We start from the raw sequence: 25,587 nt of genomic DNA, 5'->3' as shown, positions 1-25,587 counted from the left end.
GGCTACTTGAGCACCTTGATTGGCTTCACCGGGGTGCCGTCGCTCCACTGGCCCATGCCGGTCTGCTCCGGCGTAGCGCCCAGGGCGTACTGGCGGTTGCGGTTGTAGAACGCCGCGTCGGTGAGGCCATCGAACAGCTTCCAGGTGCCGTACCAGTCGAGGGCGTCGATCACCAGCGGGTCGTGGCCGGTATAGCGGCCTTCGGCCTGCTGGACTTCGAGGCGCTTCTCGACGCGGTCGAGCAACCAGTCGCTGTCTTCTTCCTTCGGATACTGCGGGCCGAATACCGGCGCGGTGGGCGCCGCGTGGTTGGCCAGCAGCGGCGGAGCGCCGTGGCGATCGCTGCGCAGCAGCAGGAGGTTCTTGTCGCTGGGCGGAATGTGCCGGCTCTGGCGGTAGATGCGCTTGGCGTCGGTGCAGGCCACGTGGCTGTCCTCGTCGCCGCAGACCGCCAGCAGCAGGGTACCCTTGGCCAGCCCCGACAGGCGTTCCTGGGCCACGCCGTCCCAGCGCTTGCCCTGGCTCTTGCCGGGCTCGACCACCATCAGCGCCTTCGCCGCCGGCAGCTTCAGGCGTTCGCTGGCGGCCGCCAGGTTGGCGGCGAGCAGTCCGCCGGCGGAGTGGCCGAGGTAGGCGACCTGGTTCAGCCGCGGGCGCACCCCCAGCTCGCCGGCCTGCAGGCGCCTGAGGGCGTCGCCGAGGGCGCCGGCGGCATTGTCGAGGAAGTCTGCGTTGGGCGTCTTCAGGTCCGGCTGGTAGCGCGGGTAGACCACCACCATGCCGCGGCGGACGATATGGTCGATCCAGGCGCGGTAGAGGTCCGGCTGCATCACGCTCCAGCCGTGCAGGAAGATCACCAGCGGAGCGTTGCCGGGGACCGGTTGCTCGGGGGTGAACACCCAGTATTCGCGAGCGCCTTCGCCGAAGTGCCACTGATGCACGCTGGCATGGCGATAGGCCGCGCCGCCCGGCCCTTCGGCCGGCTGCGTCGGCGGCGTGGGCGCGGTCGGCGGTTCGGCGGCCGTCGCGGCGTGGCCCAGGAGCAGGCCGCACAGGACGAGGTACAGGGTACGGAAGCGCATGCGGGCCCTCTTGCGGAATCGGAATGTCGTGCCAGTCCTAACCATAGCGCCGTTCAGCGCGGATAGAGCGGTGGCAGGCCGCCATTGTCGACCGCTCCCGCCGGCGCTTGTTCCGTGGTGGGCAGGGCGCGGATCGCCCGCCACAGGTCCTCGCCCTGCCAGGAATGGCCGCTCTCGCTGTACAGCGCGCCGTTGAGGCCATCCAGGGCGTCGGACAGCGGTACGAAGCGGGCCGCCATGTCGGCCAGGGTATCGGGTTGCTGACGAGCCCAGGCGTCCAGGGCCTGGCGGGTCGCCTGGGGATCGTTGGCCAGGCAGGCGCGGCGCAGCTCGTCGAGCAGGCTGCGGCTGCTCGGGCCGTTGGCTGCGGCGCGGATCACCGCCGGCAGCTGGCGGGCGCGCCACCAGAGGCCGAAGCCGAGCAGGGTGGTCAGGGCCAGCACGGCGGTAGCCAGTTGCCAGGGCCAGAGCGTCGGCTCCAGGCGTTCGCCGAGCGGCAGCGCCGCCGCCGGCGGCTCCGCCTCGGCCTGCGGCGCGGCGGCCACTTCCAGGGTGCGCGGTGGCAGGCTGGTGCGCTCCAGGCGGTCTTCGCGGGTGTTCCACCAGACCACTTCGAGCGCCGGCAACTCGATGCGCCCGGCCTGCTCGGGCACCAGCGCCTCGCGTTCCTCGCGACTGCCGATGAGGCCCTGGTCGGTGCTCTGGTCGGCCAACTGCGGTTGGTCCGGGTAGCGCCGCAGGCCTTGCACGTCGGGCAGCGGCAACGGCGGAAGCTGGGTGCCGGAAAGCCCCTCGACCTTCAGCAGCACATTGCGCGTCAGCGATTCGCCGACCTGCGCCTGCTCCGGCTGCGGGCTCCAGCTTTCGCTGATGCTCAGCGCGCGGGCCGGCATCCAGGGCGCGTCGGCCGGATAGTCGGCAGGCTTGGGCCGGACCTGCAGCGGGATGCTCGGCGAAGTCACCCGCATCTGCCGGCCGGGGCGCGGGCCGAAGGGGTTGTAGTCGTCGCTGCCACGGTCGACCAGGGTCGCGCTGAAGGCTTGCGCAGGAATCTCCAGGGTGCCGCTCTTCTGCGGGAAGATCGCGTAGCGCACCTCGATCACGCCGTGGCGGATGCCGTTGATCTCCTTCTCGTAGGTACGCGCCTCGCCGAGCTGTTCGACCTTCGCGTCGTTCATCGCCAGCGGGGTCAGGCTGCTGTCGTCGTATAGCGACACCGAGTGGTAGATGCGCAGGGTGAGGATCGCCTGGGCCTGCACGTAGACCGTCTCCTGGTCGACGCTGGCATCGATGAAGACCGGCGCCAGCTTGCTGCTCTTGGCGCGGTCGCGCGCCTCCAGTACGTGCAGCCTGATCGGCTGGGTGCTGCTGGCGCCGAGGCTGATCGGCGGGATCGCCACGTAGCCGCTCTGCTTCGGCAGGAGGGTGACGATCCAGCGGGTGGTGGCCTGGGCCCGGCCGTTCTGCGTGGCGAGACGGTTGACCTGGCGCGTGCCGAGGACCTCGAAGAGGGCGTCCAGCGGGCTCAGGTCGGGCTTGCCGAAGAGGGTCGGGTCGTCCGATTCCAGCGTCAGTTCGACGCTTTCCCCTTCGGTCAGGCGGGCGCGGTCGACGCTGGCGCTGAAGCTGGCGTGGGCGGAGACGCAGAGGAGCGCGAGAAGCAGGCTGCAGAACAGGCGGATCATGGCGTGGCTTCCTGGCGTTGCTGCTGTTGGTACCAGAACTTGCGCCGCAGCAACTCGGCGGGATCGTCGGGAATCTGTCGCAGCCATTGCTCGAGGGCCTGGCGACGTTCGTCGTCGAGTCCGTCGTCGGCTTCCTCGTCGCCCGTCCGCTCGTCCTCGGCGTCGGGCTGCGGCTGCGCTTGGCCGGGTGCTCCGGCGGTCTTCTCGCCTTCGTCTTCCGGCAGGCTGGTCGAGGGCGCCGCGGCCTGGGCCTTCTGCGCATCGACGGTCGCCGCATCGCGCGGCGGCCGCTGGCTGCTTCCGGATGGCGGGCTCTGCTGGCTCGCTTCCTGGCGCTGTTCCTTGTTCTCGCCGGCCTGCTGCTGCGCCGCCTGTTCCTGGCGCTGGCGCAGCAGTTCCTCGACCAGGGCCTTGTTGCGTTGCGCGGCGACCAGTTGCGGCTGGCGCTCCAGGGCTTGTTCGTAGGCGTCGACGGCGGCTTCCAGTTCGCCCTGGCGGGCCAGGGCGTTGCCACGGTTGTAGTGATCGTCGGCCTGGTCGCCCTGGGCGAAGGCCTGGGCAGCGGCGGCGTAGTCGCGGGCCTGGTAGAGCGACAGGCCTTTCCAGCGGAAGTCCTCGAAGCGCTTCGCCGCCTCGTCCGCCTGGCCTCGTTGCAACAGGCGCTGGCCTTGCTGGTCCGGACGCAGCCAGAGGTCTTCGAACTGGAAGGCCATGGCCGGTTGCGGCAGGCTCAGCATCAACAGCGGCAGGCAGAACAGCCAGCCGCGCCGTCCGGCACAGGCGGCCAGCAGGAGCAGCGGCAGGAGCAGCCAGTAACCCTGGTCGGCCCAGCGCTGCAGGCGCAGCAGGGCGTTCTCGCGGTCTTCCTCCAGCGTGCCGCCGCGGGCCAGCAGGCCGAGGCTGTCGAGGTCGCGGTCGTTCGGCCGCAGGCGCTGGTAGCCGGCGCCGATCTCCGCGGCGAAGCGGCGCAGCCCGCTTTCGTCGAGCCTGGGCAGGAGGATGCCGCCCTGATCGTCCTTGAGGAAGCTGCCATCCTCCTGCTGCACCGGAGCGCCCTTCGGCGTGCCGACGCCGAGCACGGCGAGGCGCGCCGCCCGGTGCTCGAGGGCGCTGCGGATGCCCTGGCGCTCGGGTTCGCTCAGCCCGCTGGTCAGCAGCAGCAGGCGGCCGCGGCCCTGGGCGCCCTGTTCCAGCAGGTCGAGGGCCTGGCGCACGGCGAGGTCGGCGCGCTGGCCGGGCTCGGGCATGATCGAAGGTTTCAGGGCGTCGAGCAGGTTGCGCGCGGTGAGCTGGTCGTCCGACAGCGGCACCAGGGTATGCGCGCTGCCGGCGTAGACGACGATCGCGGTCTGCGCGTCGTTGCGCGTGCGAAGCAGGTCGAGCAGCTTGCGCCGGGCCTGCTCCAGGCGGGTCGGCGACAGGTCGCCGGCAAGCATCCCGGGAGTCAGCTGGAGGATCGCCACCAGCGGGTCGCTACGCTTCATCGAGGGCTGTTCCAGTTGCTGCCAACTGGGCCCGAGCAAGGCCAGCAGGGCCAGCAGCCAGGCGATGCCGAGGCAGATCCAGGGCATGCGGTTCTGCCGCCCGGCGCCGCCGACCAGCAGCCAGGGCTGGAAGGCCGTCGGCAGCAGCAATTGCCAGCGTCCGGCACGACGCTGGCGATGCAGCAGCTTCCACAGCAACCAGCCAAGCAGCGGCGCCAGCAGCAGCCAGTAGGGGCGCAGCCAGTGCGGCCAGGCGTCCAGCAACAGGTTCATGGTTGCCTCCCGGAACGGCGGCGCGGCCAGGTCCGGTTTTCCCGTGGCCAGAGTTCCAGCGCCACCAGCAGCACGCTCAGGCCGAGGGCGGCGGCCAGCGGCCAACTGTACAGCGCCAGGGCCGGGCGCGCCCGGGTAGTCTGCTGGGCGACCGGTTCGAGGCGGTCGAGGGTCGCGGAAATGCTTTCCAGCTCGGCGCTGGATCGCGCGCGGAAGTATTCGCCGCCAGTGATCTCGGCGATACCGCGCAGGGTCGGCTCGTCGAGATCGAGCCCCGGGTTGAAGCCGAACAGGCCGGGCACGCCGCCCTGCTGCGGGTCGGCGCCGACGCCGATGGTGTAGATCTTCACCTGTTGCTCGGCGGCCAGTTGCGCGGCGATCTGCGGGGCTATCTGTCCGCCGGTGTTGGCGCCGTCGGTGATCAGCACCAGCACCCGGCTTTCCGCGGGCCGCTGGCGCAGGCGCTTGACCGCCAGGCCGATGGCGTCGCCGATCGCGGTGTTCTTGCCGGCGATGCCGATCTGCGCCTCGTCCAGCCAGACCCGCACGGTGTGCCGGTCGAAGGTCAGCGGCGCCTGCAGGTAGGCCTGGCTGCCGAACAGGATCAGGCCGACGCGGTCGCCACGACGGTCTTCGATGAAGTCGCCGAAGAGTTTCTTGATCAGTTCCAGGCGGCTGATCTCGTCGTCCTGCCAGCGCATGTCGCGGTAGTCCATGGAGCCGGAGACATCCACCGCGAGCAGCAGGTCACGGCCGCTGGCGGGTAGCGGCAGGGGTTCGCCGACCCACTGCGGGCGGGCCGCGGCGAGCAGCAGGAGGAACCAGAGCAGGGCGAAGCGCACCTGCTGCCGCCAGGCCGGCAGGCGTGCGCGGGCACGGCGTCCGGCGAGGCTTTCGAGTTCGTCGAGGAAGCTCACCTTGAGCGCCGCCTCGCCGCTGTCGGCGGCCGGCAGCACCAGGCGCAGCAGCCAGGGCAACGGGGCGAGGGCGAAGACCCAGGGCCAGGCGAACTCAAACATGCTTGCGAATCCAGGTGGCGACGGCGGCGTCGAGGCCGTCCACGGCCTTGTCGTCGAGGGTGCAGTCGGCACGGTAGCCGCCTTCCACCAGGATCATCCAGCGGGTCAGGCCGGCGGCCGGGCAACGGTTGTCGAGGAACGCCAGCCAGGCGCGGCCGCTGAGGGCGTGGCTGCCGCTATCTGGCCAGCGCGCCCTGCAGACCCGCTTGAGCAGGCCGTTGATGGCCTGCAGCCAGGGCCCGGCGGAAGCCCTGCCGTAGGGCTTGGCAAGCGCGGCCAGTTCGGCCAGGGCCGCTTCGCGCAGCGGATCCAGCGGCGCTTCGCCGCGGGTGGCGATGGTGCGCCGCGGCAGGTGCCGGCGCAGTCGCCAGAGCCCCCAACCGAGCAACGGCAGCAGGGCGGCCAGCAACCACCAGCCGGGCGCCGGCGGCCACCAGCCGATGGGCGGGGGGGCGATCAGCGGTTCCAGCCGGTCGAGCGGATTCATGCGCGATATCCCGGCTGGTGTTGTTCCAGCAGGTCCCGCAACTGCTCCACCAGGTCTTCCTGGGTCGACAGCGGCAGCAGCGGCACGCCCAGTCGCTGGGCCAGCCGCTGCCAGCGCGCGCGGCGCGCCTCGGCCAGCTCGCGATAGGCCTGGCGCAGCTCGTTGGCGTGGGTGTCCAGCTCGAGGTCGGCGGCGCCTTCGCGGAAGCGCAGCAGTCCGGCGGCGGGGAGGGCATGGTCGAGCGGGTCGGACAGCGGTAGCAGCACCAGGTCGGTATGGCGTGCGATCAGGCTGAGTTGCTGCTCGGCGACGTCATTGAGGGTGCGCTCGTCGCACAGCACCAGGATCAGGCTGCCCGGGCGCAGCACTTCGCGGGCGCGGCGCAGGGCCAGGCCGAACAGTTCGCCAGGTCGCTCGGCCGGCGTCTCGCGCAGCTCGCGATTGGCCCGCAATAGCTGGTTGAACAGTTGTAGCAGGCTGTGCTTGCTGCGTCGCGGCTTGATTTCGTGGCAGTCGCGGTCGCTGAATACCAGGCCGCCGATACGGTCGTTGTGGGCCAGCGCCGACCAGCCGATGAAGGCCGCCGCGCGTGCCGCCAGCACCGCCTTGAAGCACAGGCCGGAGCCGAAGAACAGGCGCTGGCTCTGTTCGACCAGGACGAACACCGGTCGCTCGCGTTCCTCGTGGAACAGCTTGGTGTGCGGCTCGCGGGTGCGCGCGGTGACGCGCCAGTCGATGGTCCGTACGTCGTCGCCGGGCTGGTAGATGCGCACCTGGTCGAAGTCCACGCCGCGTCCGCGCAGGCGCGAGTGATGCAGGCCGACCAGCGGGCTGCGGCGGTTCTGCGAGGAGAACAGGCGCGCTTCGTGGAGCCGGTGGCGCATTTCCAGAAGCTCGTCGAGGCCCAGTTCGACGCCCGGGGCGGCGCTCAGCATGGCGGCGGCCTCAGGCCACGGCGACCACGTCGAGGATGCGCTGCACGACCCGGTCCTGGTCGATGCCGGCGGCTTCCGCCTCGAAGGTCAGGATCAGGCGATGGCGCAGCACGTCGAACAGCACCGCCTGGATGTCCTCGGGGCTGACGAAGTCGCGTCCGCCCAGCCAGGCGTGGGCGCGCGCGCAGCGGTCGAGGGCGATGGAGCCGCGCGGGCTGGCGCCGTAGGAGATCCATTCGGCGAGTTCCGCGTCGTGCTTGGCCGGGGTGCGGGTGGCCATGATCAGTTGCACCAGGTATTCCTCCACCGCGTCGGCCATGTACAGGCCGAGGATTTCCTGGCGCGCGGCGAAGATGGTTTCCTGGGTCACCCGGCGCTCCGGCCGGGCCTCGCCGTTCAGTGCCTCGCCACGCGCCTGCTGGAGGATGCGGCGTTCCACCGAGGCCTCCGGGTAGCCGATCTTGACGTGCATGAGGAAGCGGTCGAGCTGGGCTTCCGGCAACGGGTAGGTACCTTCCTGCTCGATCGGGTTCTGTGTCGCCATCACCAGGAACAGCTGTGGCAGGTCGTAGGTGCTGCGGCCGACCGAAACCTGGCGCTCGGCCATGGCTTCGAGCAGCGCCGACTGCACCTTGGCCGGGGCGCGGTTGATCTCGTCGGCCAGCACCAGGTGATGGAAGATCGGGCCTTGCTGGAACACGAAGGTGCCGGTCTCCGGACGGTAGATCTCGGTGCCGGTGATGTCGGCGGGGAGCAGGTCGGGAGTGAACTGGATACGGTGGAACTCGGCTTCGAGGCCTTCGGCGAGGTCCTTGATGGCCTTGGTCTTGGCCAGTCCCGGCGCGCCTTCCACCAGCAGGTGGCCGTCGGCTAGCAGCGCGATCAGCAGGCGGTCGACGAGTTTTTCCTGGCCGAGGATCTGGCTCGACAGGTAGCCCTTCAGTCCCTGCAGGGCGCTCTTGTGCTGCGTGCTTTCTGGCTCGTTGCTCATTGTCTGGACTACCGGTTCCAAGGCCTGCTGGGGTGTCGCTCGGTGGCGCACGGCGAGGCCGGCGCGCGCGGGCGGGGAGAAGGCTCCGCTCTGCGGCGGATGACGCCCCCCGATCCCGCACATGTTAGCGCACGGCGACTGCCTAGCGTACTCTCCGACGCTCGTGCCGCGCCTATTCGTGAACCCGCGCGGGTATGCCGGTGAAAAGCCTCCGCCTCTCGCCGTGACCTGCCTCGCGAAGCGCGGCGGATCGACGCGCCCGGGGAACTTCGCCGGCTCAGGCGGGTCGGTTTCCGCGATGCGAACAGCGAATGGACAGAGCGTTTGTCAGGAGCGACATTGCCGGGGGTTGCCCGGCGCAAGGGGGAGGGCCGCGCCCGGCGTGGGTGGCGGCGCTGGGTCGGCGGGCTGCTGTTGCTGCTCGGCGCGCTCGCCAGCGGATGTTCGAACGCGCCGCGCAACGCCGCCGGCGAGGACACCAGCCAGGGTTCGATGCGCGCCGGCGAATTCCTCCAGACCGATGCCGATCGCATGGCCACCCTGGCCATGCGCGACAACCTGCAAAGCCTCTACCAGTTGCTCTGGAAGCTGTACAAGCGCAATCCCGCCGAATGGAAGAAGACCGGCCTGCCGAGCCAGGCCGACGCCGAGCTGGCGATCCGCCGGGCCATCGAGCAGAACCGCGAACTCAGCGACCTGGGCGGCCGCCGCGACATCGCCGCGCTGTCCTATTCCCTCGATCCGGCGTTCAGGGGCGACCGCGTCGGCGCCTTCATCTATTCCCTGGCCAGCATGCTGATCACCGCCCATGGCGGGCGTACCGAGTTCTACGTCTACCAGGGGATCGACGCGCAGTACGTCTACAACGCCGCGCGCAACGTCGAGGTCGCCACCTGGATGCTGGCTACCCGCAAAGACGACAAGGGCGCCCCGTTGCTGCTTTCCAACGCCCTCACCGACGACGCCAGCAACCTCAGCTACGCCCGCGAGTTCGCCAAGATCGTCGCGCGCCTGGACCTGCTCGCCGAGGTGCTCGGCGAACGCTACCGGCGGATCAGCGTGAACTACGCCCAGGGACTGCTGTTCATGCATTTCCTGCCGGTGCAGTGAGCCGATGCTCCCGGGGTGAACGAATATGTCGCAGCACGGTAAGTGTTTTGCCTTGCCGGCTCGTTAAGCTCTGTCGGATATGACCGGCGGGTCGCTCGCCGAAAAAGGGCGGTTCCCGGTCAGCCTTTGCTGTGCGCCTGCCTGCCTGGATTAATGCTCAGCTTCTGCTGAACTTCATGGACGCAGCGAGGGTCGGTCCGAAGGTGCGTTGCTCGCGACCTTTCCCGCGAACCGCTCGCCTCCATGAAATAACAAGCCAAGCGGAGTACAACCATGGCGTTCTTCACCGCGGCCAGCAAAGCCGATTTCCAGCATCAACTGCAGACGGCACTGGCGCAGCACCTCGGCGACAAGGCGTTACCACAAGTCACGCTGTTCGCCGAACAGTTCTTCAGCCTGATCTCCCTCGATGAACTGACCCAGCGTCGGCTTTCCGACCTGGTCGGTTGCACCCTTTCCGCCTGGCGCCTGCTGGAGCGCTTCGACCGCGACCAGCCCGAAGTCCGCGTATACAACCCCGACTACGAGAAGCACGGCTGGCAATCCACCCACACCGCGGTGGAAGTGCTGCACCCGGACCTGCCGTTCCTGGTCGACTCGGTGCGCATGGAACTGAACCGTCGCGGCTACAGCATCCATACCCTGCAGACCAACGTCCTCAGCGTGCGCCGCTCGGCCAAGGGCGAGCTGAAGGAAATCCTGCCCAAGGGTAGCCAAGGCAAGGACGTCAGCCAGGAATCGCTGATGTACCTGGAGATCGACCGTTGCGCCCACGCCGGCGAACTGCGGGCGCTGGAGAAGGCCATCCTGGAAGTGCTCGGTGAAGTACGCGTGACCGTCGCCGACTTCGAACCGATGAAGGCCAAGGCCCGCGAACTGCTGACCTGGCTTGGCAAGGCCAAGCTGAAGGTGCCGGCGGAGGAACTGAAGGAAGTGCGCAGCTATCTCGAATGGCTGCTGGACAACCACTTCACCTTCCTCGGCTACGAGGAATTCAGCGTCGCCGACGAGGCCGACGGCGGGCGCATGGTCTACGACGAGAAATCCTTCCTCGGCCTGACCCGTCTGCTGCGTGCCGGCCTGAGCAAGGATGACCTGCACATCGAGGACTATGCCGTCGCCTACCTGCGCGAACCGGTCCTGCTGTCCTTCGCCAAGGCTGCCCATCCGAGCCGCGTGCACCGCCCGGCCTACCCGGACTACGTGTCGATCCGCGAGCTGGACGGCAAGGGCCGGGTGATCCGCGAGTGCCGCTTCATGGGCCTGTTCACCTCCTCGGTGTACAACGAGAGCGTCAACGACATTCCCTTCATCCGCGGCAAGGTCGCCGAAGTGATGCGGCGCTCCGGTTTCGACACCAAGGCCCACCTCGGCAAGGAACTGGCCCAGGTGCTGGAAGTACTGCCGCGCGACGACCTGTTCCAGACCCCGGTGGACGAGCTGTTCAGCACCGCCCTGGCGATCGTCCGCATCCAGGAGCGCAACAAGATCCGCGTGTTCCTGCGCAAGGACCCCTACGGTCGCTTCTGCTACTGCCTGGCCTACGTGCCGCGCGACGTGTATTCCACCGAGACGCGCCTGAAGATCCAGCAGGTCCTGATGGAGCGCCTGCAAGCCAGCGACTGCGAGTTCTGGACTTTCTTCTCCGAGTCGGTGCTGGCCCGCGTGCAGTTCATCCTCCGCGTCGACCCGAAGTCGCGCATCGACATCGACCCGGCGCGCCTGGAGGAAGAAGTGATCCAGGCCTGCCGTTCCTGGCAGGACGACTACAGCAGCCTGGTGGTGGAAAACCTCGGCGAGGCCAAGGGCACCAACGTCCTGGCCGACTTCCCGAAAGGCTTCCCGGCCGGCTATCGCGAGCGCTTCGCCCCGCACTTCGCGGTGGTCGACCTGCAGCACCTGCTCAGCCTGTCCGAGCAGCGCCCGCTGGTGATGAGCTTCTACCAGCCGCTGGCGCAGGGCGAGCAGCAACTGCACTGCAAGCTGTACCACGCCGACACCCCGCTGGCCCTGTCCGACGTCCTGCCGATCCTGGAGAACCTCGGCCTGCGCGTGCTCGGCGAATTCCCCTACCGCCTGCGCCACCAGAACGGCCGCGAATACTGGATCCACGACTTCGCCTTCACCTACGCCGAAGGGCTGGACGTGGACATCCAGCAGCTCAACGAGATCCTCCAGGACGCCTTCGTCCACATCGTCAGCGGCGACGCCGAGAACGACGCCTTCAACCGCCTGGTGCTGACCGCCAACCTGCCGTGGCGCGACGTCGCCCTGCTGCGTGCCTACGCGCGTTACCTGAAGCAGATCCGCCTGGGCTTCGACCTCGGCTACATCGCCAGTGCGCTGAATGCCCACACCGACATCGCCCGCGAGCTGGTGCGGCTGTTCAAGACCCGCTTCTACCTGGCGCGCAAACTCACCGCGGAAGACCTGGAAGACAAGCAACAGAAGCTGGAGCAGGCGATCCTCGGTGCCCTCGACGAAGTCCAGGTGCTCAACGAGGACCGCATCCTGCGGCGCTACCTCGACCTGATCAAGGCAACCCTGCGGACCAACTTCTACCAGCCCGACGGCAACGGCCAGAACAAGAGCTACTTCAGCTTCAAGTTCAACCCGAAGGCCATCCCGGAGCTGCCCAGGCCGGTGCCCAAGTACGAGATCTTCGTCTACTCGCCGCGCGTCGAGGGCGTGCACCTGCGCGGCGGCAAGGTGGCTCGCGGCGGCTTGCGCTGGTCGGACCGCGAGGAAGACTTCCGCACCGAGGTGCTCGGCCTGGTCAAGGCCCAGCAGGTGAAGAACGCGGTGATCGTGCCGGTCGGCGCCAAGGGCGGCTTCGTCCCGCGCCGCCTGCCGCTTGGCGGTAGCCGCGACGAGATCCAGGCCGAGGCGATCGCCTGCTACCGGATCTTCATTTCCGGCCTGCTCGACATCACCGACAACCTCAAGGAAGGCGAAGTGGTGCCGCCGGCCAACGTGGTCCGCCACGACGAGGACGATCCCTACCTGGTGGTCGCCGCGGACAAGGGCACGGCGACCTTCTCCGACATCGCCAACGGCATCGCCGCCGAGTACGGTTTCTGGCTCGGCGACGCCTTCGCCTCGGGCGGCTCCGCCGGCTACGACCACAAGGGCATGGGGATTACCGCCAAGGGCGCCTGGGTCAGCGTGCAACGGCACTTCCGCGAACGCGGCATCGACGTGCAGAAGGACAACATCAGCGTCATCGGCATCGGCGACATGGCCGGCGACGTGTTCGGCAACGGCCTGCTGATGTCGGACAAGCTGCAACTGGTGGCCGCCTTCAACCACATGCATATCTTCATCGACCCGAACCCGGACGCCGCCAGCAGCTTCGTCGAGCGCCAGCGCCTGTTCAACCTGCCGCGTTCGAGCTGGGCCGACTACGACGCCAAGCTGATCTCCGCCGGCGGCGGGATCTTCCTGCGCAGCGCCAAGAGCATCGCCATCACCCCGGAAATGCAGGCGCGCTTCGACATCCAGGCCGACAGGCTGGCGCCCACCGAGCTGATCCACGCGCTGCTCAAGGCGCCGGTCGACCTGCTCTGGAACGGCGGTATCGGCACCTACGTGAAGTCGAGCAAGGAAACCCACGCCGATGTCGGCGACAAGGCCAACGACGGTCTGCGCGTCGACGGCCGCGAGCTGCGCGCGAAGGTGGTGGGCGAGGGCGGCAACCTGGGCATGACCCAACTGGCGCGGGTCGAGTTCGGCCTGCACGGCGGTGCCAACAACACCGATTTCATCGACAACGTCGGTGGCGTGGACTGCTCCGACCATGAGGTCAACATCAAGATCCTGCTCAACGAAGTGGTGCAGGCCGGCGACATGACCGAGAAGCAGCGCAACGCGCTGCTGGTGAAGATGACCGACGCGGTCGGCGCCCTGGTGCTGGGCAACAACTACAAGCAGACCCAGGCGCTGTCCCTGGCGCAACGCCGCGCCCGCGAGCGGATCGCCGAATACAAGCGGCTGATGGGCGACCTCGAGGCGCGCGGCAAGCTCGATCGCGCCCTGGAGTTCCTGCCTTCCGACGAGGAACTGGCGGAACGCATCAGTGCCGGCCAGGGGCTGACCCGCGCCGAGCTGTCGGTGCTGATCTCCTACAGCAAGATCGACCTCAAGGAATCGCTGCTGAAATCGCTGGTGCCGGACGACGACTACCTGACCCGCGACATGGAGACCGCCTTCCCGGCATTGCTGGCGGAGAAGTTCGGCGACGCCATGCGCCGCCATCGCCTGAAGCGCGAGATCGTCAGCACGCAGATCGCCAACGACCTGGTCAACCACATGGGCATCACCTTCGTGCAGCGCCTGAAGGAGTCCACCGGCATGAGCGCGGCCAACGTCGCCGGGGCCTACGTGATCGTTCGCGACGTGTTCCACCTGCCGCACTGGTTCCGCCAGATCGAGAACCTCGACTACCAGGTGCCCGCTGATATCCAGCTGACCCTGATGGACGAACTGATGCGTCTCGGTCGCCGCGCCACCCGCTGGTTCCTCCGCAGCCGCCGCAACGAGCTGGACGCGGCGCGCGACGTGGCCCACTTCGGCCCGCGCATCGCCGCCCTCGGCCTGAAGCTCAACGAGCTGCTCGAAGGGCCGACCCGCGAGCTGTGGCAGGCGCGCTACCAGACCTACGTCGACGCCGGCGTACCGGAACTGCTGGCACGCATGGTGGCCGGCACCAGCCACCTGTATACGCTGCTGCCGATCATCGAGGCGTCCGACGTGACCGGCCAGGACACCGCGGAAGTGGCCAAGGCCTATTTCGCCGTGGGCAGCGCGCTGGACCTTACCTGGTACCTGCAACAGATCACCAACCTGCCGGTGGAGAACAACTGGCAGGCGCTGGCCCGCGAGGCGTTCCGCGACGACCTCGACTGGCAGCAGCGGGCGATCACCGTCTCGGTGTTGCAGATGCAGGACGGACCGAAGGAGGTCGAGGCTCGCGTCGGCCTGTGGCTGGAACAACACCTGCCGCTGGTCGAGCGCTGGCGGGCGATGCTGGTCGAACTGCGTGCCGCGTCGGGTACCGACTACGCCATGTACGCCGTGGCCAACCGCGAGCTGATGGACCTGGCGCAGAGCAGCCAGCACGGTGTCTGCATCCCCTGATGCGAGCGGACTGACGGCAAGCAAGAGCCCCGCCTGAGTGCGGGGCTCTTTCATTCTGGCGCGGCGAAAACCTGCGGTGTTTGCGGTGGCTGAGGCGCTGCGCGGCGACAAATGTCCGGCGCCCGGCGTTAGCCTGGAAAGGACAACCTGACTCACAGATTTAATAAATATTTAGTTATTAGAAAATCTATTGATAGGTTCATATGGATCTATGACTTCTCCGCTTCGTATGCCTTGGCCGGGATCCTGTCGATCGCATAAACCCCCGGCAGCCCGTACTTCCTTCCCCGCCCGGTGAGTTTTCCGATGACGTCGCGGCGGTCACGCGGGAGGCAAGAACAGGCAAAAGGACACTATTTCGCCATGGGTGTGTCTAAAAATTGACAGTTCCCGCTTAAAAAATTAGCAATTAGCATATTTAGTCATTAGATTGACGTTAATCGCCTGCGGCTGCTTTGGCCGTGCCCGCACTGTCAGGGATTCGACGTTGCCATCGGAAACCGCATCCATGCTCCCGACCTGCCGCTTCGGTCGGTATCGACCTTGCCGCGTAGGCTGGGCATGCGGTTCAGCAAGAAAGGAATCGCCGTGCTGCGTCTGCCGTCCTGCCGTAACACCCTTCGACCCATCGAACGCCCGCTCGCCTGGCTTGCCGGCCTGGCGCTGGCGCTTTGTGCCGGCGCTGCCGCAGGGGCTGCCGGCGGGCCGTCCAGCGTGGCGTTCTGGTACGCCGAGCGGCCGCCGCTGGCCGAGCTTTCCCAGTTCGACTGGGTGGTGCTCGAAGCGGCGCACCTCAAGCCGGCCGATGTCGGGTATCTGAAAGAGCAGGGCAGCACGCCCTTCGCCTATCTGTCGGTCGGCGAGTTCGACGGCGACGCCGCCGCCATCGCCGATAGCGGCCTGGCCCGGGGCAAGAGCGCGGTCCGCAACCAAGCCTGGAACAGCCAGGTAATGGACCTCGCCGCGCCGAGTTGGCGGGCGCACCTGCTCAAGCGCGCCGCGGAGCTGCGCAAACAGGGCTACGCCGGCCTGTTCCTCGATACCCTGGACAGCTTCCAGCTACAGGCCGAGGAGCGCCGCGAGGGCCAGCGCCGGGCGCTGGCCAGTTTCCTCGCCCAGCTGCATCGCCAGGAGCCGGGCCTCAAGCTGTTTTTCAATCGCGGTTTCGAAGTGCTGCCGGAGTTGCCCGGCGTCGCGTCGGCGGTGGCCGTGGAGTCGATCCATGCCGGTTGGGACGCCGCTGCCGGGCAATACCGCGAGGTGCCCCAGGACGATCGCGATTGGCTGAAGGGTCACCTGGATGCCCTGCGCGCCCAGGGCATGCCCATCGTCGCCATCGACTACCTGCCGCCGGAGCGGCGCGACGAGGCGCGCGCGCTCGCTGCGCGCCTGCGTAGCGAAGGCTACGTGCCGTTCGTCAGCACCCCGGCGCTGGACTACCTGGGGGTGAGCGACGTCGAGGTGCAACCGCGGCGCATCGCGCTGCTCTACGATCCGCGCGAGGGCGACCTGACCCTGAGCCCCGGCCACGTCTACCTCGGCGGCCTGCTCGAATACCTCGGTTATCGGGTCGACTACCTGCCCACCGACCAGCCGCTGCCCGAACGTCCGCTGAGCGGTCTCTACGCCGGGGTGGTGACCTGGATGACCAGTGGACCGCCGCTGGCCAGCGACGCCTTCGACAACTGGGTCGCTGCGCGTCTCGACGAAAAGGTGCCGGTGGCGTTCCTCGCCGGCCTGCCTACCGAGAACGACGGTCTGTTGCAGCGCCTGGGGATTCGCCGACTGTCGCAGAAACTCAAGGTCAAGCCGAGCACCGAGACCCACGACCAGGCGCTGCTGGGCGCCTTCGAGGCGCCGCTGGTGATCCGGATCCGCGACCTGCCGGCGCTCACCGTACTCGACCCGGCGCGGGTGGCCCCGGCGCTCAAGCTCAAGGGCGACGGCAAGGAGTACGTGCCGGTGGCGACCGCCGACTGGGGCGGCTTCGCCCTGGCGCCCTATGTGCTGGAGGAGGGTAGCGAGCACCGGCGCTGGATCCTCGATCCGTTCGCCTTCCTGCGCAAGGCCTTGCGTCTTGTGCCGCTGCCGAGTCCCGACGCGACCACCGAGAATGGCCGGCGCATCGCCACCGTGCACATCGATGGCGACGGCTTCGTCTCCCGTGCCGAGGTGCCCGGCAGTCCCTATGCCGGCCAGCAGGTGCTGGAGGACTTCATCAAGCCCTATCCGTTCCTCACCTCGGTCTCGGTGATCGAAGGCGAGGTCGGGCCGAAGGGCATGTACCCGCACCTGGCCAGGGAGCTGGAGCCGATCGCCCGGCGCATCTTCGCCGACGACAAGGTCGAGGTCGCCAGCCATACCTTCAGCCATCCGTTCTTCTGGCAGCCGCAACTGGCCGAGCAGGGCGAGAACTTCGAGGCCCAGTATGGCTACAAGATGGCCATCCCGGGCTACGACAAGGTCGACTTCGTACGCGAGGTGATCGGGGCCCGCGACTACATCGAGCAGCGCCTGACCACCCCGCGGAAGCCGGTGAAGATGATCTTCTGGTCCGGCGACGCGCTGCCCGACACCGCCACCATCAAGCTCGCCTACGACGCCGGGCTGATGAACGTCAACGGCGGCAATACCGCGCTGACCCGGGCCTTTCCCTCGCTGACCGGACTCTACCCGCTGATCCGGCCCACCCGCGGCGGCGTGCAGTACTACGCGCCGATCATCAACGAGAACGTCTACACCAATCTCTGGCAGGGGCCGTACTACGGCTTCCGCGGCGTCATCGATACCTTCGCCCTGACCGACAGCCCGCGCCGCCTGCGCGGCCTGCACCTGTACTACCACTTCTATTCGGGGACCAAGCAGGCCTCGATCCGCACCATGCACCAGATCTACGCGGCGATGCAGGCGGAGCATCCGTTGTCGCTGTGGATGAGCGACTACATCCCGCGCCTGGAAGGCCTGCATCGCGCCAGCCTGGCCAAGCGTGCCGATGGCAGCTGGCAGTTGCGCGGCTTCGCCGCCTTGCGCACGGTGCGCCTGGACCCGGCGCTGGGTTGGCCGGACCTCGCTCGCTCCACGGGAGTCGCGGGCGTGCGCGACCTGCCCCAGGGGCGCTATGTACACCTGAGTGCGGCGAATGCGCGCCTGGTCCTGCGCGACAGCCGCGATCCGCGGCCGGCGCTGGAGGAGGCCAACCTGCCGCTGAAGCACTGGCGCTACCGCGACGATGGCCGCGTCGAGTTCGCCTTCGCCGGGCACCTGCCATTGCGCCTGGTGGTGCGCGCGGCGGGCGATTGCCGGCTGAGCGCGGCCGGCAAGGCCTTCCCGGGAAAGGCCGGCAACGGCCTGTGGACGTTCGAGTTGCCGATGGAGCAGGTGCGCGATGGCCAACTCGTCTGCCGCTGACAAGCATCCCCAGGCGCGCCTGCTGAATCCCTGGGCCCTGCTGCCGGTCGCTCTCGGGGTGGCGCTGGTGCTGTGGCTGACCTTCAACAGCGAAGAGGTATTCATGCCCAGCGGCGATGGCGAGCCCGACGCGGTCTCGGTGAACTACGCCGAACTGCTGTTGCAGGCGCACCCGGAGAACGACGCGCTGCGCCTGACCCTGATCGACCTGCTGGTCAAGCTCGGCGACTTCGAGCAGGCGCGTCATCACCTCGCCCGTCTGCGCGGCAAGGACCGCCTGGCAACGCCGTTCTACGAGGTGGAACTGGACATCCTTGGCGCCCTGGCCAGGCCCGAGGGCATGGATGAGGAGCAGACGCGCCGATTGCTGGAGCGCCTGCGCAAGATCGAGCATGTTTCGTTGAACGACGCCATGCTCGAACGACTTGCCCGTCATGCCCTGGCCCTGGACGCGCCGGACCTGGCGGCGCGGACCTTTGCCGAACTGGCCGGCCGCGACCCGCAGGGCCGGCAGCGCTGGCTGGACGAGGCGGCGCGCTGGTACCTGGCTTCCGGCGAGCCGCTGCCGGCGGCGGACATCCAGCGGCAACTGGCCGAAGCGCAAACCGAGCCGGCGAAGCGCCTGGCCTATCTGCGCCAGGCCTTCGCCAGTCTGCTCGCTGGCGAGCGCGGCGAACAGGCGGCGTTGTTGCTGGACGAGCGGCTGGACGCCTTGCCGGAGGATGAGTCAACCCTGGCCTGGCTCGCCGAGGGCGTACGCGCCGCCGAAGGCAGCCAGCGCTACGACCTGGCCGAACGCTTCATCCGGCGCTGGCGCGAATTGCGCCCCGAGGACCATGAGGCGCTGGCCGCCGACCTGCGCCTGAACATGGCCGCCGGGCGGATCGAGCGGGCCTGGGAGGTCGGCCGGGAGCTGCTGGCCCTGCGCCCGGAGGACAGGACGCTGCTGGCCGATCTCGCGCGCCTTGGCGAATGGACCGGCAACGGCCCGCAGGCCCTGGGCCTGTGGAAGCAACTGCTGGCCGGCGCCGATGACCCGGCCCTGCGCGAGCATGCCTGGCGCCTGTCGCTGCAGATGTTCGATTTCGACAGCGCCATCGAGCTGCTGGCGCCCATCGGTGCGCAGCGACAGATGACCGACGAGGAACTCGATGCGCTGGTCTACAGCCATGAAACCCGCGGCACGCCGGAAGAGGGCGAGGCATGGCTGCGCGGCTACGTGCAGGTTTATCCGAAACAGCGCCTGGCCTGGCAGCGCTTGCAGCAGATCCTCGAACACACCCAGCAGTTGCAGGAAGAGACCGGGGTCTGGGCGCGGATGGCCCGGCATTTCCCGCTGAGCGTCAAGGAACGCATGCAGTGGGCGGAAACCCACTGGAACCTGTTCGATCCGCGCCAGGCCTGGAAGGTCCTCGCCGGCGTGGATACCCGCGCGATCCGCGAGCCGGAGTTCTGGCGCCTGCGCGCGGCGCTGGCCTGGGCCCTGGAGCAGGACGACGATGCCCGCGCCGCCTACGAGCGCATGCTGGCCCTGGACATCCGCCTGAACAGCAGCGACGAGGACCAGTTGATCGCCCTGTACCGGGACAGCAATCCGCAGCAGGCCTTGCAGGTGCTTATCGGCAGTTGGCAGCGCAGCCGCGATCCGCGGCGCCTGGCCAGCGCCCTGCAACTGGCGGAGAACCTCCACGACTGGCCGGCCCTGAAGAGCCTGCTGGCCGAGGCCGAAGGCCTGCCGGAAGCGCAGGGCAGCCCCTATTACTGGGTGGCCAGGGCGCGGTTGGCGGAACAGGAAGGCCATGGCGACGTCGCCGAGCGCCTGTACCGGGAAGCCCTGGTGCGTTTCCCCGGCGAGAACCTGGTGCGCGAACGCCTGCTCTGGTTCTACATCGACCGTGGCCGTCGCGACAGCCTGGCGCCCCTGTTGGCGCAGTGGCATGGCCTGGCGCTGCGGGACAGCACGCTGTGGCTGCCGTTCGCCAGCGCCAGCCTGCTGCTCGAGCGTAACGATCAGGCGCTGGCCTGGTTCCGCCTGTACCTCAAGTCCAATCCCAACGACTGGCTGGTGCAGGCCGCCTACGCCGACGCGCTGGATGCCAGCGGCTACCAGGACAAGGCCCTGCGCCTGCGCCGGCAACTGCTCCGGCGGCTCGACCGCGAGGCGGTCAGGGCCACCCCGGACAGCTTCGCCGCCTACCTGCGCCTGCTCGCCGTGGCCCAGGGGCCGCTGCTCGCCCAGGGCGAGGCGCGGCGGGCCTGGAATGGCGAGCCGGCGATGCTGCAGCTGTGGTTCGAGCAGTTCCTCGACCAGCTCGCCGCCACCAACCAGGAGCCGCTGAAGGATGACTGGCTGGCCTGGGCGCGCGGCCGGGGCCTGAAGATCGGGCGCAACGAAGAGATCCAGGCCGCCCTGCGCAGCCAGAATCGCGCCGCCCTGCAACGCCTGCTGGAGCGCGACGAGCTGGATCCGGCGCAGCGGGTCGAGGCGCTGGTGCGTCTCGGCCATGGCGGCGAAGCGCTGGGCGAGGCCCTGGGCGCACTGGGCGACGGCCACTCGCGCGACAACCGCGAGCAGCTGCGGCGGCAGGCGGCGGAAATCCTCGAACGCACGCCCCAGGGCCTGCAACTGGGTTGGAACAAGCGCGACTTCGGCGGTCTCGACTTCAAGGGGCCGACGCTGCGCGCGGCGCGCCACCTCGGCGACGACTGGTACGCCGATCTCGAACTGGGCAGTGGCCGCTATCACGGCGATGCGCTGGATAGCTCGCTCCTCGGTAGCGAACGCAACGCCAGGCTGACGTTGCGGCGCGAACTGGCCGATGGCTTCGCCGCGGCGACGCTCGATGGCAGTTGGCGCGACGACGAGGACCGCCACGGCCTGGGCCTGCTGCGCAACTGGCGGCTGAGTGCGCGCGACGAACTGGAAGCGGGCCTCGACTGGCACCGCGAGACCGACGAGACCGGCCTGATGCGCGCCCTCGGCATGCGCGACAGCCTACGGCTCGGCGGCCGCCACACCCTCAGCGGGCGCGACCAGTTGAGCTGGTCGCTGGCGCACAACCGCTTCTCCACCCGCCAGGGCGACGACCTCGGCAACGGCGAGGCGCTGTCCCTGGAGTGGGCCCACACACTGTTCTTCGATGGCCCGGCCTGGCAACTGCGCGGCGGCATCGACTACCAGCGCAATCGCCTGGAGAACCGCGTGCCGGACGACCTGCTGGCGGCCCATGGCGGTGCGCTGGCGCTCGATGGCGCGCGCAGCCAGGACCTGCTGCAGGACCGCTACGGCCAGGTCTACCTCGGCAGCACCTGGCGCCGTGGCTTCCCTGGCGCGCTGAACCGCAGCCGTCCGCAATACACCTGGATCGTCGACACCCTGGCCGGCTGGCAGTGGACAGAGAAGGAGTTCAACTACGGCATCGATCTCGGCATCGGCATGGAGCTGCTGGGCGATGACGAACTGGCGTTCACCTTCGGCTACCAGTCGGCTCCCCAGGGCGGCGGCGGCGATGCCGGCGGCACGCTCGGGGTGACCTACAGCACGCGCTTCGGCCGCTGAGCGCGGCCCGGATACGGAATTCAACAGGAGGAACACAACATGCAATCCATCCGCTGCCTGGCTCTCGCGGCCGTCGCCCTGTTCATGGCGGGCTGCTCCAGCTTCACCAGCGAAAGCGCTACGCCGCTGGCGCGCGGCGCGCAGTGGGGCCTGGTGCCGCTGCTCAATTACTCCCAGGCGCCGCAGGCCGGCGAGCGTGCCGAGCAGATCCTGCTCAGCGTGCTGGCCGAGGAGGGTGTGCGGCCGCGCCTGTACCCGGCGCAGCCGCAAGGCGACCTGCAACTGGTCGACGACCGCGAGCGCCAGCAGCGCGCGCTGGACTGGGCACGCCAGCAGAAGCTGGCCTACGTGGTCACCGGCAGCGTCGAGGAGTGGCAGTACAAGAACGGCCTCGACGGCGAGCCGGCGGTGGGCGTCAGCCTGCAGGTGCTGGAGCCGGCCTCCGGGCGGGTGCTCTGGAGCACCAGCGGGGCGCGCGCCGGCTGGTCCCGGGAAAGCCTGGCGGGCGCCGCGCAGAAAGTCCTGCGCGAGCTGGTCGGCGACCTGCGGCTCGAGTGACGGCGATGTCCGCGCACAAGGATTTCACCCTCGCACCGCGCGCCAGCGGCAGTGTCTCCTGGGTCGAGACGCTGGTCATCAGCGCGCTCGCGCTGGGCCTGGGCTGGTGGTTCAGCCCGGACGACCCGCTGCAGGTCAACGCCACCTTTCCCTGGGTGATCCTCGCGCCCCTGTTGCTGGGCATGCGCTACGGCTTCGTCCGCGGGTTGGCCAGCGCGGCGCTGCTGGTGGCGGCGCTGTTCGCGTTTCGCGTCCAGGGCGTCGAGGCCTATGCCCAGGTACCGGCGGCCTTCATCGTCGGCGTGCTGCTCTGCGCCATGTTGGTGGGCGAGTTCCGCGACATCTGGGAACGCCGCCTGGAGCGCCTGGAGCTGGCGAACGAGTACCGCCAGTTGCGCCTCGACGAATTCACCCGCGCCCATCACATCCTGCGCATCTCCCACGATCGCCTGGAGCAGCGGGTCGCCGGCAACGACCAGAGCCTGCGCAGTTCGCTGCTCGGTCTGCGACAACTGCTGCGCGAGCTGCCGGGCGATGAGGCACCGCTCGATGCGCTGGCGGAAACCGTGCTGGCGCTGCTGGCCCAGTACGGTTCGCTGCGCATCGCCGGACTCTACCGGGTACGCCACGACCGCACCCCGGAGCCGCAACCCTTGGCGACGCTCGGCGAGATGCCGGTGCTGGACGCCGACGACCTGCTGGTGCGCACCTGCCTGGAGCGCGGCGAACTGGTCAGCGTGCGCCAGGAACTGCTGGAGCGCGGCGAGCAGCGTGCGCACAGCGCGCTGCAGGTGTGCGTGCCGCTGGTCGACACCGATGGGCGGATCCTCGCCCTGCTGGCGGTGGAGCAGATGCCGTTCTTCGTCTTCAACGAACGTACCTTCAGCCTGCTGGCGATCCTCGCCGGGCACATCGCCGACTTGCTGCAGAGCGACCGTCGCGCACTGCAACTGGCCGACATCGACGCCCAGCGCTTCTCCCAGTACCTCAAGCGCTCCCTGCTGGACGCCCGCGACCATGGATTGCCGGCCTGCCTGTATGCCTTCGAGTTGACCGATGCGCGCTACGGCGAAGAGGTCCAGCGTCTGCTGGAAGGCAGCCAGCGTGGCCTCGACGTGCAGTTGCGACTGCGCAACGACGAGGGCCGGCGGGTCCTGCTGGTGTTGTTGCCGCTGACTTCCGCCGAAGGCTCCCAGGGGTATCTGCAGCGCCTGAGGATTCTCTTCGCCGAACGCTTCGGCCAGGCCCGCGAGCTGGAGTCGCTGGGCGTGCGCATCCGCCAGTACGAACTGGACGCCGGCAACGATCGCCAGGCGCTGGGACATTTCCTTTTCAACGAGTGCGGCCTGAATGATCAGCAAGTGGCTGTTTAGCGGCGCCTTCCTGTTCGAGCTGAGCAGTTGGGCGAGCGTCTTCGCCGACCTGCCGTTCGGTCAGGCGCTGGCGCTCTACCTGTTCGCCCACGGCCTGGGCAGCGCGCTGCTGTGCGTCGGCGTATGGCTGCTGCTGCCGCGGCGCTACAAGTTCCCGCTGCCGTGGAGCCCGCTGTTCCTCTTCAGCCTGGCCTTCTTCGTGCCGCTGATCGGGGCGGTCGGCGTCGCTGCGGCGGTATTCCCGGCGCTGTACCTGCCGCGCCAGCGTGGCGAGCAGGCCTGGCAGGCGATGGGCGTCCCCGAGCTGCCGTTCCGGCCGAAGGAAAAGCGCCTCGACATGATGTTCAGCGACGGCGGTCTGCAGGACGTCCTGCGCCATGCGCCGGACCCGAACCAGCGGCTCACGGCGATCTTCGCCACCCGGCGGATGCCCGGCAAGGAGGCGATCCCGATCCTCAAGCTGGCCCTGCGCGACCCCGCCGACGACGTCCGCCTGCTGGCCTACTCGATGCTCGACCAGAAGGAAAGCCGGATCAACCAGCGCATCGAGGCCGCCCTCGGCCGCCTCGCCGGCGCCACGCCGGCGCGACGCGGCGCGCTGCACGGGACCCTGGCGCGCTGGTACTGGGAACTGGCCTACCTGGGGTTGGCCCAGGGCAGCGTACTGGAGCACATCCTCGAGCAGGCGCGCGAGCATACCGACCAGGCGCTGCGCGGCACACCCTCGGCCGACCTGCATCTGCTGGCCGGACGCATCGCCCTCGAACAAGGCCGCCTGGAGGATGCCGGGCACGCCCTCCAGGCCGCCGAGGAGGCGGGAATCGATAGCGCCCAGCTGGCGCCGTTCCGCGCCGAGGTGGCGTTCTTCCAGCGGCGCTACCGGGACATCCCCCGGCTTCTCGCCGGAATGCCCGACGACATGCTGCAACGGCCGCCCTTCGCGGCCCTGGCGAGATACTGGACATGACCGAACACACCGCTCCGACGGCGCCCGTCGCCGATGTCTGCCTGCTGCTGGAGGGCACCTGGCCCTATGTCCGCGGCGGCGTCTCCAGCTGGGTCAACCAGTTGATCCTCGGTCTCCCCGACCTGACCTTCTCGGTGTTCTTCATCGGCGGCCAGAAGGATGCCTACGGCAAGCGCCACTACCCGATCCCGGACAATGTGCTGCACATCGAGGAACACTTCCTGGAAACCGCCTGGAGTTCGCCGAACCCGCAGACGCGACAGGGCAGTAGCGAGACCGAAAAGGCGTTGCGCGATCTGCACCGTTTCTTCCACTACCCGGAGACGCCGGACGTGGAGGAGGGCGACGCGCTGCTCGACCTGCTCGCCGAGGGCCGCATCGGCCGCGAGGACTTTCTCCACAGCAAGGCCAGCTGGGAGGCGATCACCGCAGGCTACGAGCGCTATTGCACCGATCCGTCCTTCGTCAATTACTTCTGGACCCTGCGCTCGATGCAGGCGCCGGTGTTCATGCTCGCCGAGGCGGCCCGGCGGATGCCGCGGGCGCGCATGCTGCACTCGATCTCCACCGGCTACGCCGGCCTGCTGGGCTGCATCCTGCAACGTCGCTGGGGCTGCCGCTACCTGCTCAGCGAGCACGGCATCTACACCAAGGAGCGCAAGATCGACCTGGCCCAGGCCAACTGGATCGCGGAGAACCCCGACGAGCAGCTGAGTACCGGACTGGATGCCGAGGTCAGCTACATCCGTCGCTTGTGGATCCGCTTCTTCGAGCGTGTCGGCCTGCTCACCTATCGCGCCGCCAATCCGATCGTCGCCCTCTACGAAGGCAACCGCCAGCGCCAGGTACTCGATGGCGCCGAGCCACGGCGCACCCGGGTGATCCCCAACGGCATCGACCTCGATGCCTGGGCCGGCGCCCTCGAACGGCGGCCGCCGGGGATTCCGCCGGTGGTCGGGCTGGTCGGCCGGGTAGTGCCGATCAAGGACGTGAAGACCTTCATCCGCGCCATGCGCGGGGTGGTCAGCGCGATGCCGGAGGCGGAGGGCTGGATCGTCGGTCCGGAGGAGGAAGACCCGGACTATGCCAGCGAATGCCGCAGCCTGGTGGCCAGCCTCGGCCTGCAGGACAAGGTGAAGTTCCTCGGTTTCCGTCGGATCGGCGAGGTCCTGCCGCAACTCGGCCTGATGGTCCTCACCTCGATCAGCGAAGCGCAGCCGCTGGTGATCCTCGAAGCCTGGGCTGCCGGCGCCCCGGTGGTGAGCAGCGACGTCGGCTCCTGCCGCGAACTGATCGAAGGCGCCGACGCCGAAGATCGCGCCCTGGGCCGCGCCGGGGAGGTGGTGGCGATCGCCGACCCGCAGGCCACTTCGCGGGCGATCCTCGCCCTGCTGCGCAATCCGCAGCGCTGGCAGGCGGCCCAGGCGGTCGGCCTGCAACGGGTCGAACGCTACTACACCGAGGCGCTGATGCTCGGACGTTACCGCGGGCTGTACCGCGAAGCCACGGAGATTGCATGA

At 68.7% G+C, this 25,587-nt stretch carries 15 protein-coding genes; 8 read left to right on the top strand and 7 right to left on the bottom strand.

Annotation, left to right across the window (positions count from 1 at the left end):
• Positions 1–2 precede the first annotated feature (2 nt).
• From HMPREF2581_RS27615 to HMPREF2581_RS27585, 7 genes are read right to left on the bottom strand one after another with little or no spacing between them, the layout of a single operon-like run.
• Positions 3–1,082: an alpha/beta hydrolase fold domain-containing protein gene (locus HMPREF2581_RS27615; RefSeq protein ID WP_003112115.1), complete on the bottom strand. Its 1,080-nt coding sequence runs from the start codon at positions 1,080–1,082 to the stop codon at positions 3–5.
• A gap of 53 nt (positions 1,083–1,135) precedes the next feature.
• Positions 1,136–2,767 carry a BatD family protein gene (locus HMPREF2581_RS27610; RefSeq protein WP_003113945.1) on the bottom strand — a complete coding sequence of 544 codons (1,632 nt, stop codon included), beginning with the start codon at positions 2,765–2,767 and terminating at the stop codon, positions 1,136–1,138.
• Positions 2,764–4,524, bottom strand: coding sequence for a VWA domain-containing protein (locus tag HMPREF2581_RS27605; RefSeq protein WP_003138538.1), 1,761 nt, complete (start codon positions 4,522–4,524; stop codon positions 2,764–2,766). The genes HMPREF2581_RS27610 and HMPREF2581_RS27605 overlap by 4 nt, the downstream gene beginning before the upstream one ends.
• Entirely contained in the window at positions 4,521–5,543 is a 1,023-nt protein-coding gene (locus HMPREF2581_RS27600; protein ID WP_003091297.1) for a vWA domain-containing protein, read from the bottom strand. The genes HMPREF2581_RS27605 and HMPREF2581_RS27600 overlap by 4 nt, the downstream gene beginning before the upstream one ends.
• On the bottom strand, positions 5,536–6,030 hold the full coding sequence (locus tag HMPREF2581_RS27595; RefSeq protein ID WP_003091296.1) for a DUF4381 domain-containing protein: 495 nt from the start codon (positions 6,028–6,030) through the stop codon (positions 5,536–5,538). Before HMPREF2581_RS27595 ends, HMPREF2581_RS27600 begins: the two co-directional genes overlap by 8 nt.
• A complete protein-coding gene (locus tag HMPREF2581_RS27590) occupies positions 6,027–6,965 on the bottom strand; it encodes a DUF58 domain-containing protein (RefSeq protein ID WP_003138541.1) in 939 nt (312 codons plus the stop codon). The genes HMPREF2581_RS27595 and HMPREF2581_RS27590 overlap by 4 nt, the downstream gene beginning before the upstream one ends.
• A 10-nt stretch (positions 6,966–6,975) precedes the next feature.
• Positions 6,976–7,956, bottom strand: a complete 981-nt coding sequence (locus HMPREF2581_RS27585; protein ID WP_003091294.1) for an AAA family ATPase — start codon at positions 7,954–7,956, stop codon at positions 6,976–6,978.
• A gap of 339 nt (positions 7,957–8,295) precedes the next feature.
• Between HMPREF2581_RS27585 and HMPREF2581_RS27580 the strand changes: the two genes are divergently transcribed.
• The 8 genes from HMPREF2581_RS27580 (at position 8,296) to pelF (ending at position 25,587) form a co-directional block, all read left to right on the top strand.
• Positions 8,296–9,066, top strand: a complete 771-nt coding sequence (locus HMPREF2581_RS27580) for a hypothetical protein (RefSeq protein ID WP_015502651.1) — start codon at positions 8,296–8,298, stop codon at positions 9,064–9,066.
• 273 nt (positions 9,067–9,339) lie between these two features.
• Complete coding sequence (gdhB, locus tag HMPREF2581_RS27575) at positions 9,340–14,202, top strand: NAD-glutamate dehydrogenase GdhB (RefSeq protein WP_003138545.1); 4,863 nt, start codon at positions 9,340–9,342, stop codon at positions 14,200–14,202.
• A gap of 561 nt (positions 14,203–14,763) precedes the next feature.
• The gene (locus tag HMPREF2581_RS27570) at positions 14,764–17,610 is read left to right on the top strand and encodes a bifunctional glycoside hydrolase/polysaccharide deacetylase family protein (protein ID WP_003138547.1); all 2,847 of its coding nucleotides are present in this window, start codon (positions 14,764–14,766) and stop codon (positions 17,608–17,610) included.
• Complete coding sequence (locus tag HMPREF2581_RS27565) at positions 17,588–21,169, top strand: tetratricopeptide repeat protein (RefSeq protein WP_003138549.1); 3,582 nt, start codon at positions 17,588–17,590, stop codon at positions 21,167–21,169. Before HMPREF2581_RS27570 ends, HMPREF2581_RS27565 begins: the two co-directional genes overlap by 23 nt.
• Before the next feature lie 39 nt (positions 21,170–21,208).
• Positions 21,209–21,727: a pellicle/biofilm biosynthesis outer membrane protein PelC gene (locus tag HMPREF2581_RS27560; protein ID WP_003091288.1), complete on the top strand. Its 519-nt coding sequence runs from the start codon at positions 21,209–21,211 to the stop codon at positions 21,725–21,727.
• A gap of 5 nt (positions 21,728–21,732) precedes the next feature.
• Positions 21,733–23,100, top strand: a complete 1,368-nt coding sequence (locus HMPREF2581_RS27555; protein WP_003138550.1) for a pellicle/biofilm biosynthesis GGDEF protein PelD — start codon at positions 21,733–21,735, stop codon at positions 23,098–23,100.
• A complete protein-coding gene (locus tag HMPREF2581_RS27550) occupies positions 23,078–24,067 on the top strand; it encodes a tetratricopeptide repeat protein (protein WP_003138551.1) in 990 nt (329 codons plus the stop codon). Before HMPREF2581_RS27555 ends, HMPREF2581_RS27550 begins: the two co-directional genes overlap by 23 nt.
• Positions 24,064–25,587 carry a GT4 family glycosyltransferase PelF gene (gene pelF, locus HMPREF2581_RS27545; RefSeq protein WP_003103472.1) on the top strand — a complete coding sequence of 508 codons (1,524 nt, stop codon included), beginning with the start codon at positions 24,064–24,066 and terminating at the stop codon, positions 25,585–25,587. The genes HMPREF2581_RS27550 and pelF overlap by 4 nt, the downstream gene beginning before the upstream one ends.

It is taken from the genome of Pseudomonas sp. HMSC057H01 (genome assembly GCF_001836405.1).
Taxonomy (GTDB): domain Bacteria; phylum Pseudomonadota; class Gammaproteobacteria; order Pseudomonadales; family Pseudomonadaceae; genus Pseudomonas; species Pseudomonas aeruginosa.
The sequence above is the reverse complement of the archived record's forward strand: the minus strand, read 5'-3'. Positions and strand labels throughout refer to the sequence as shown.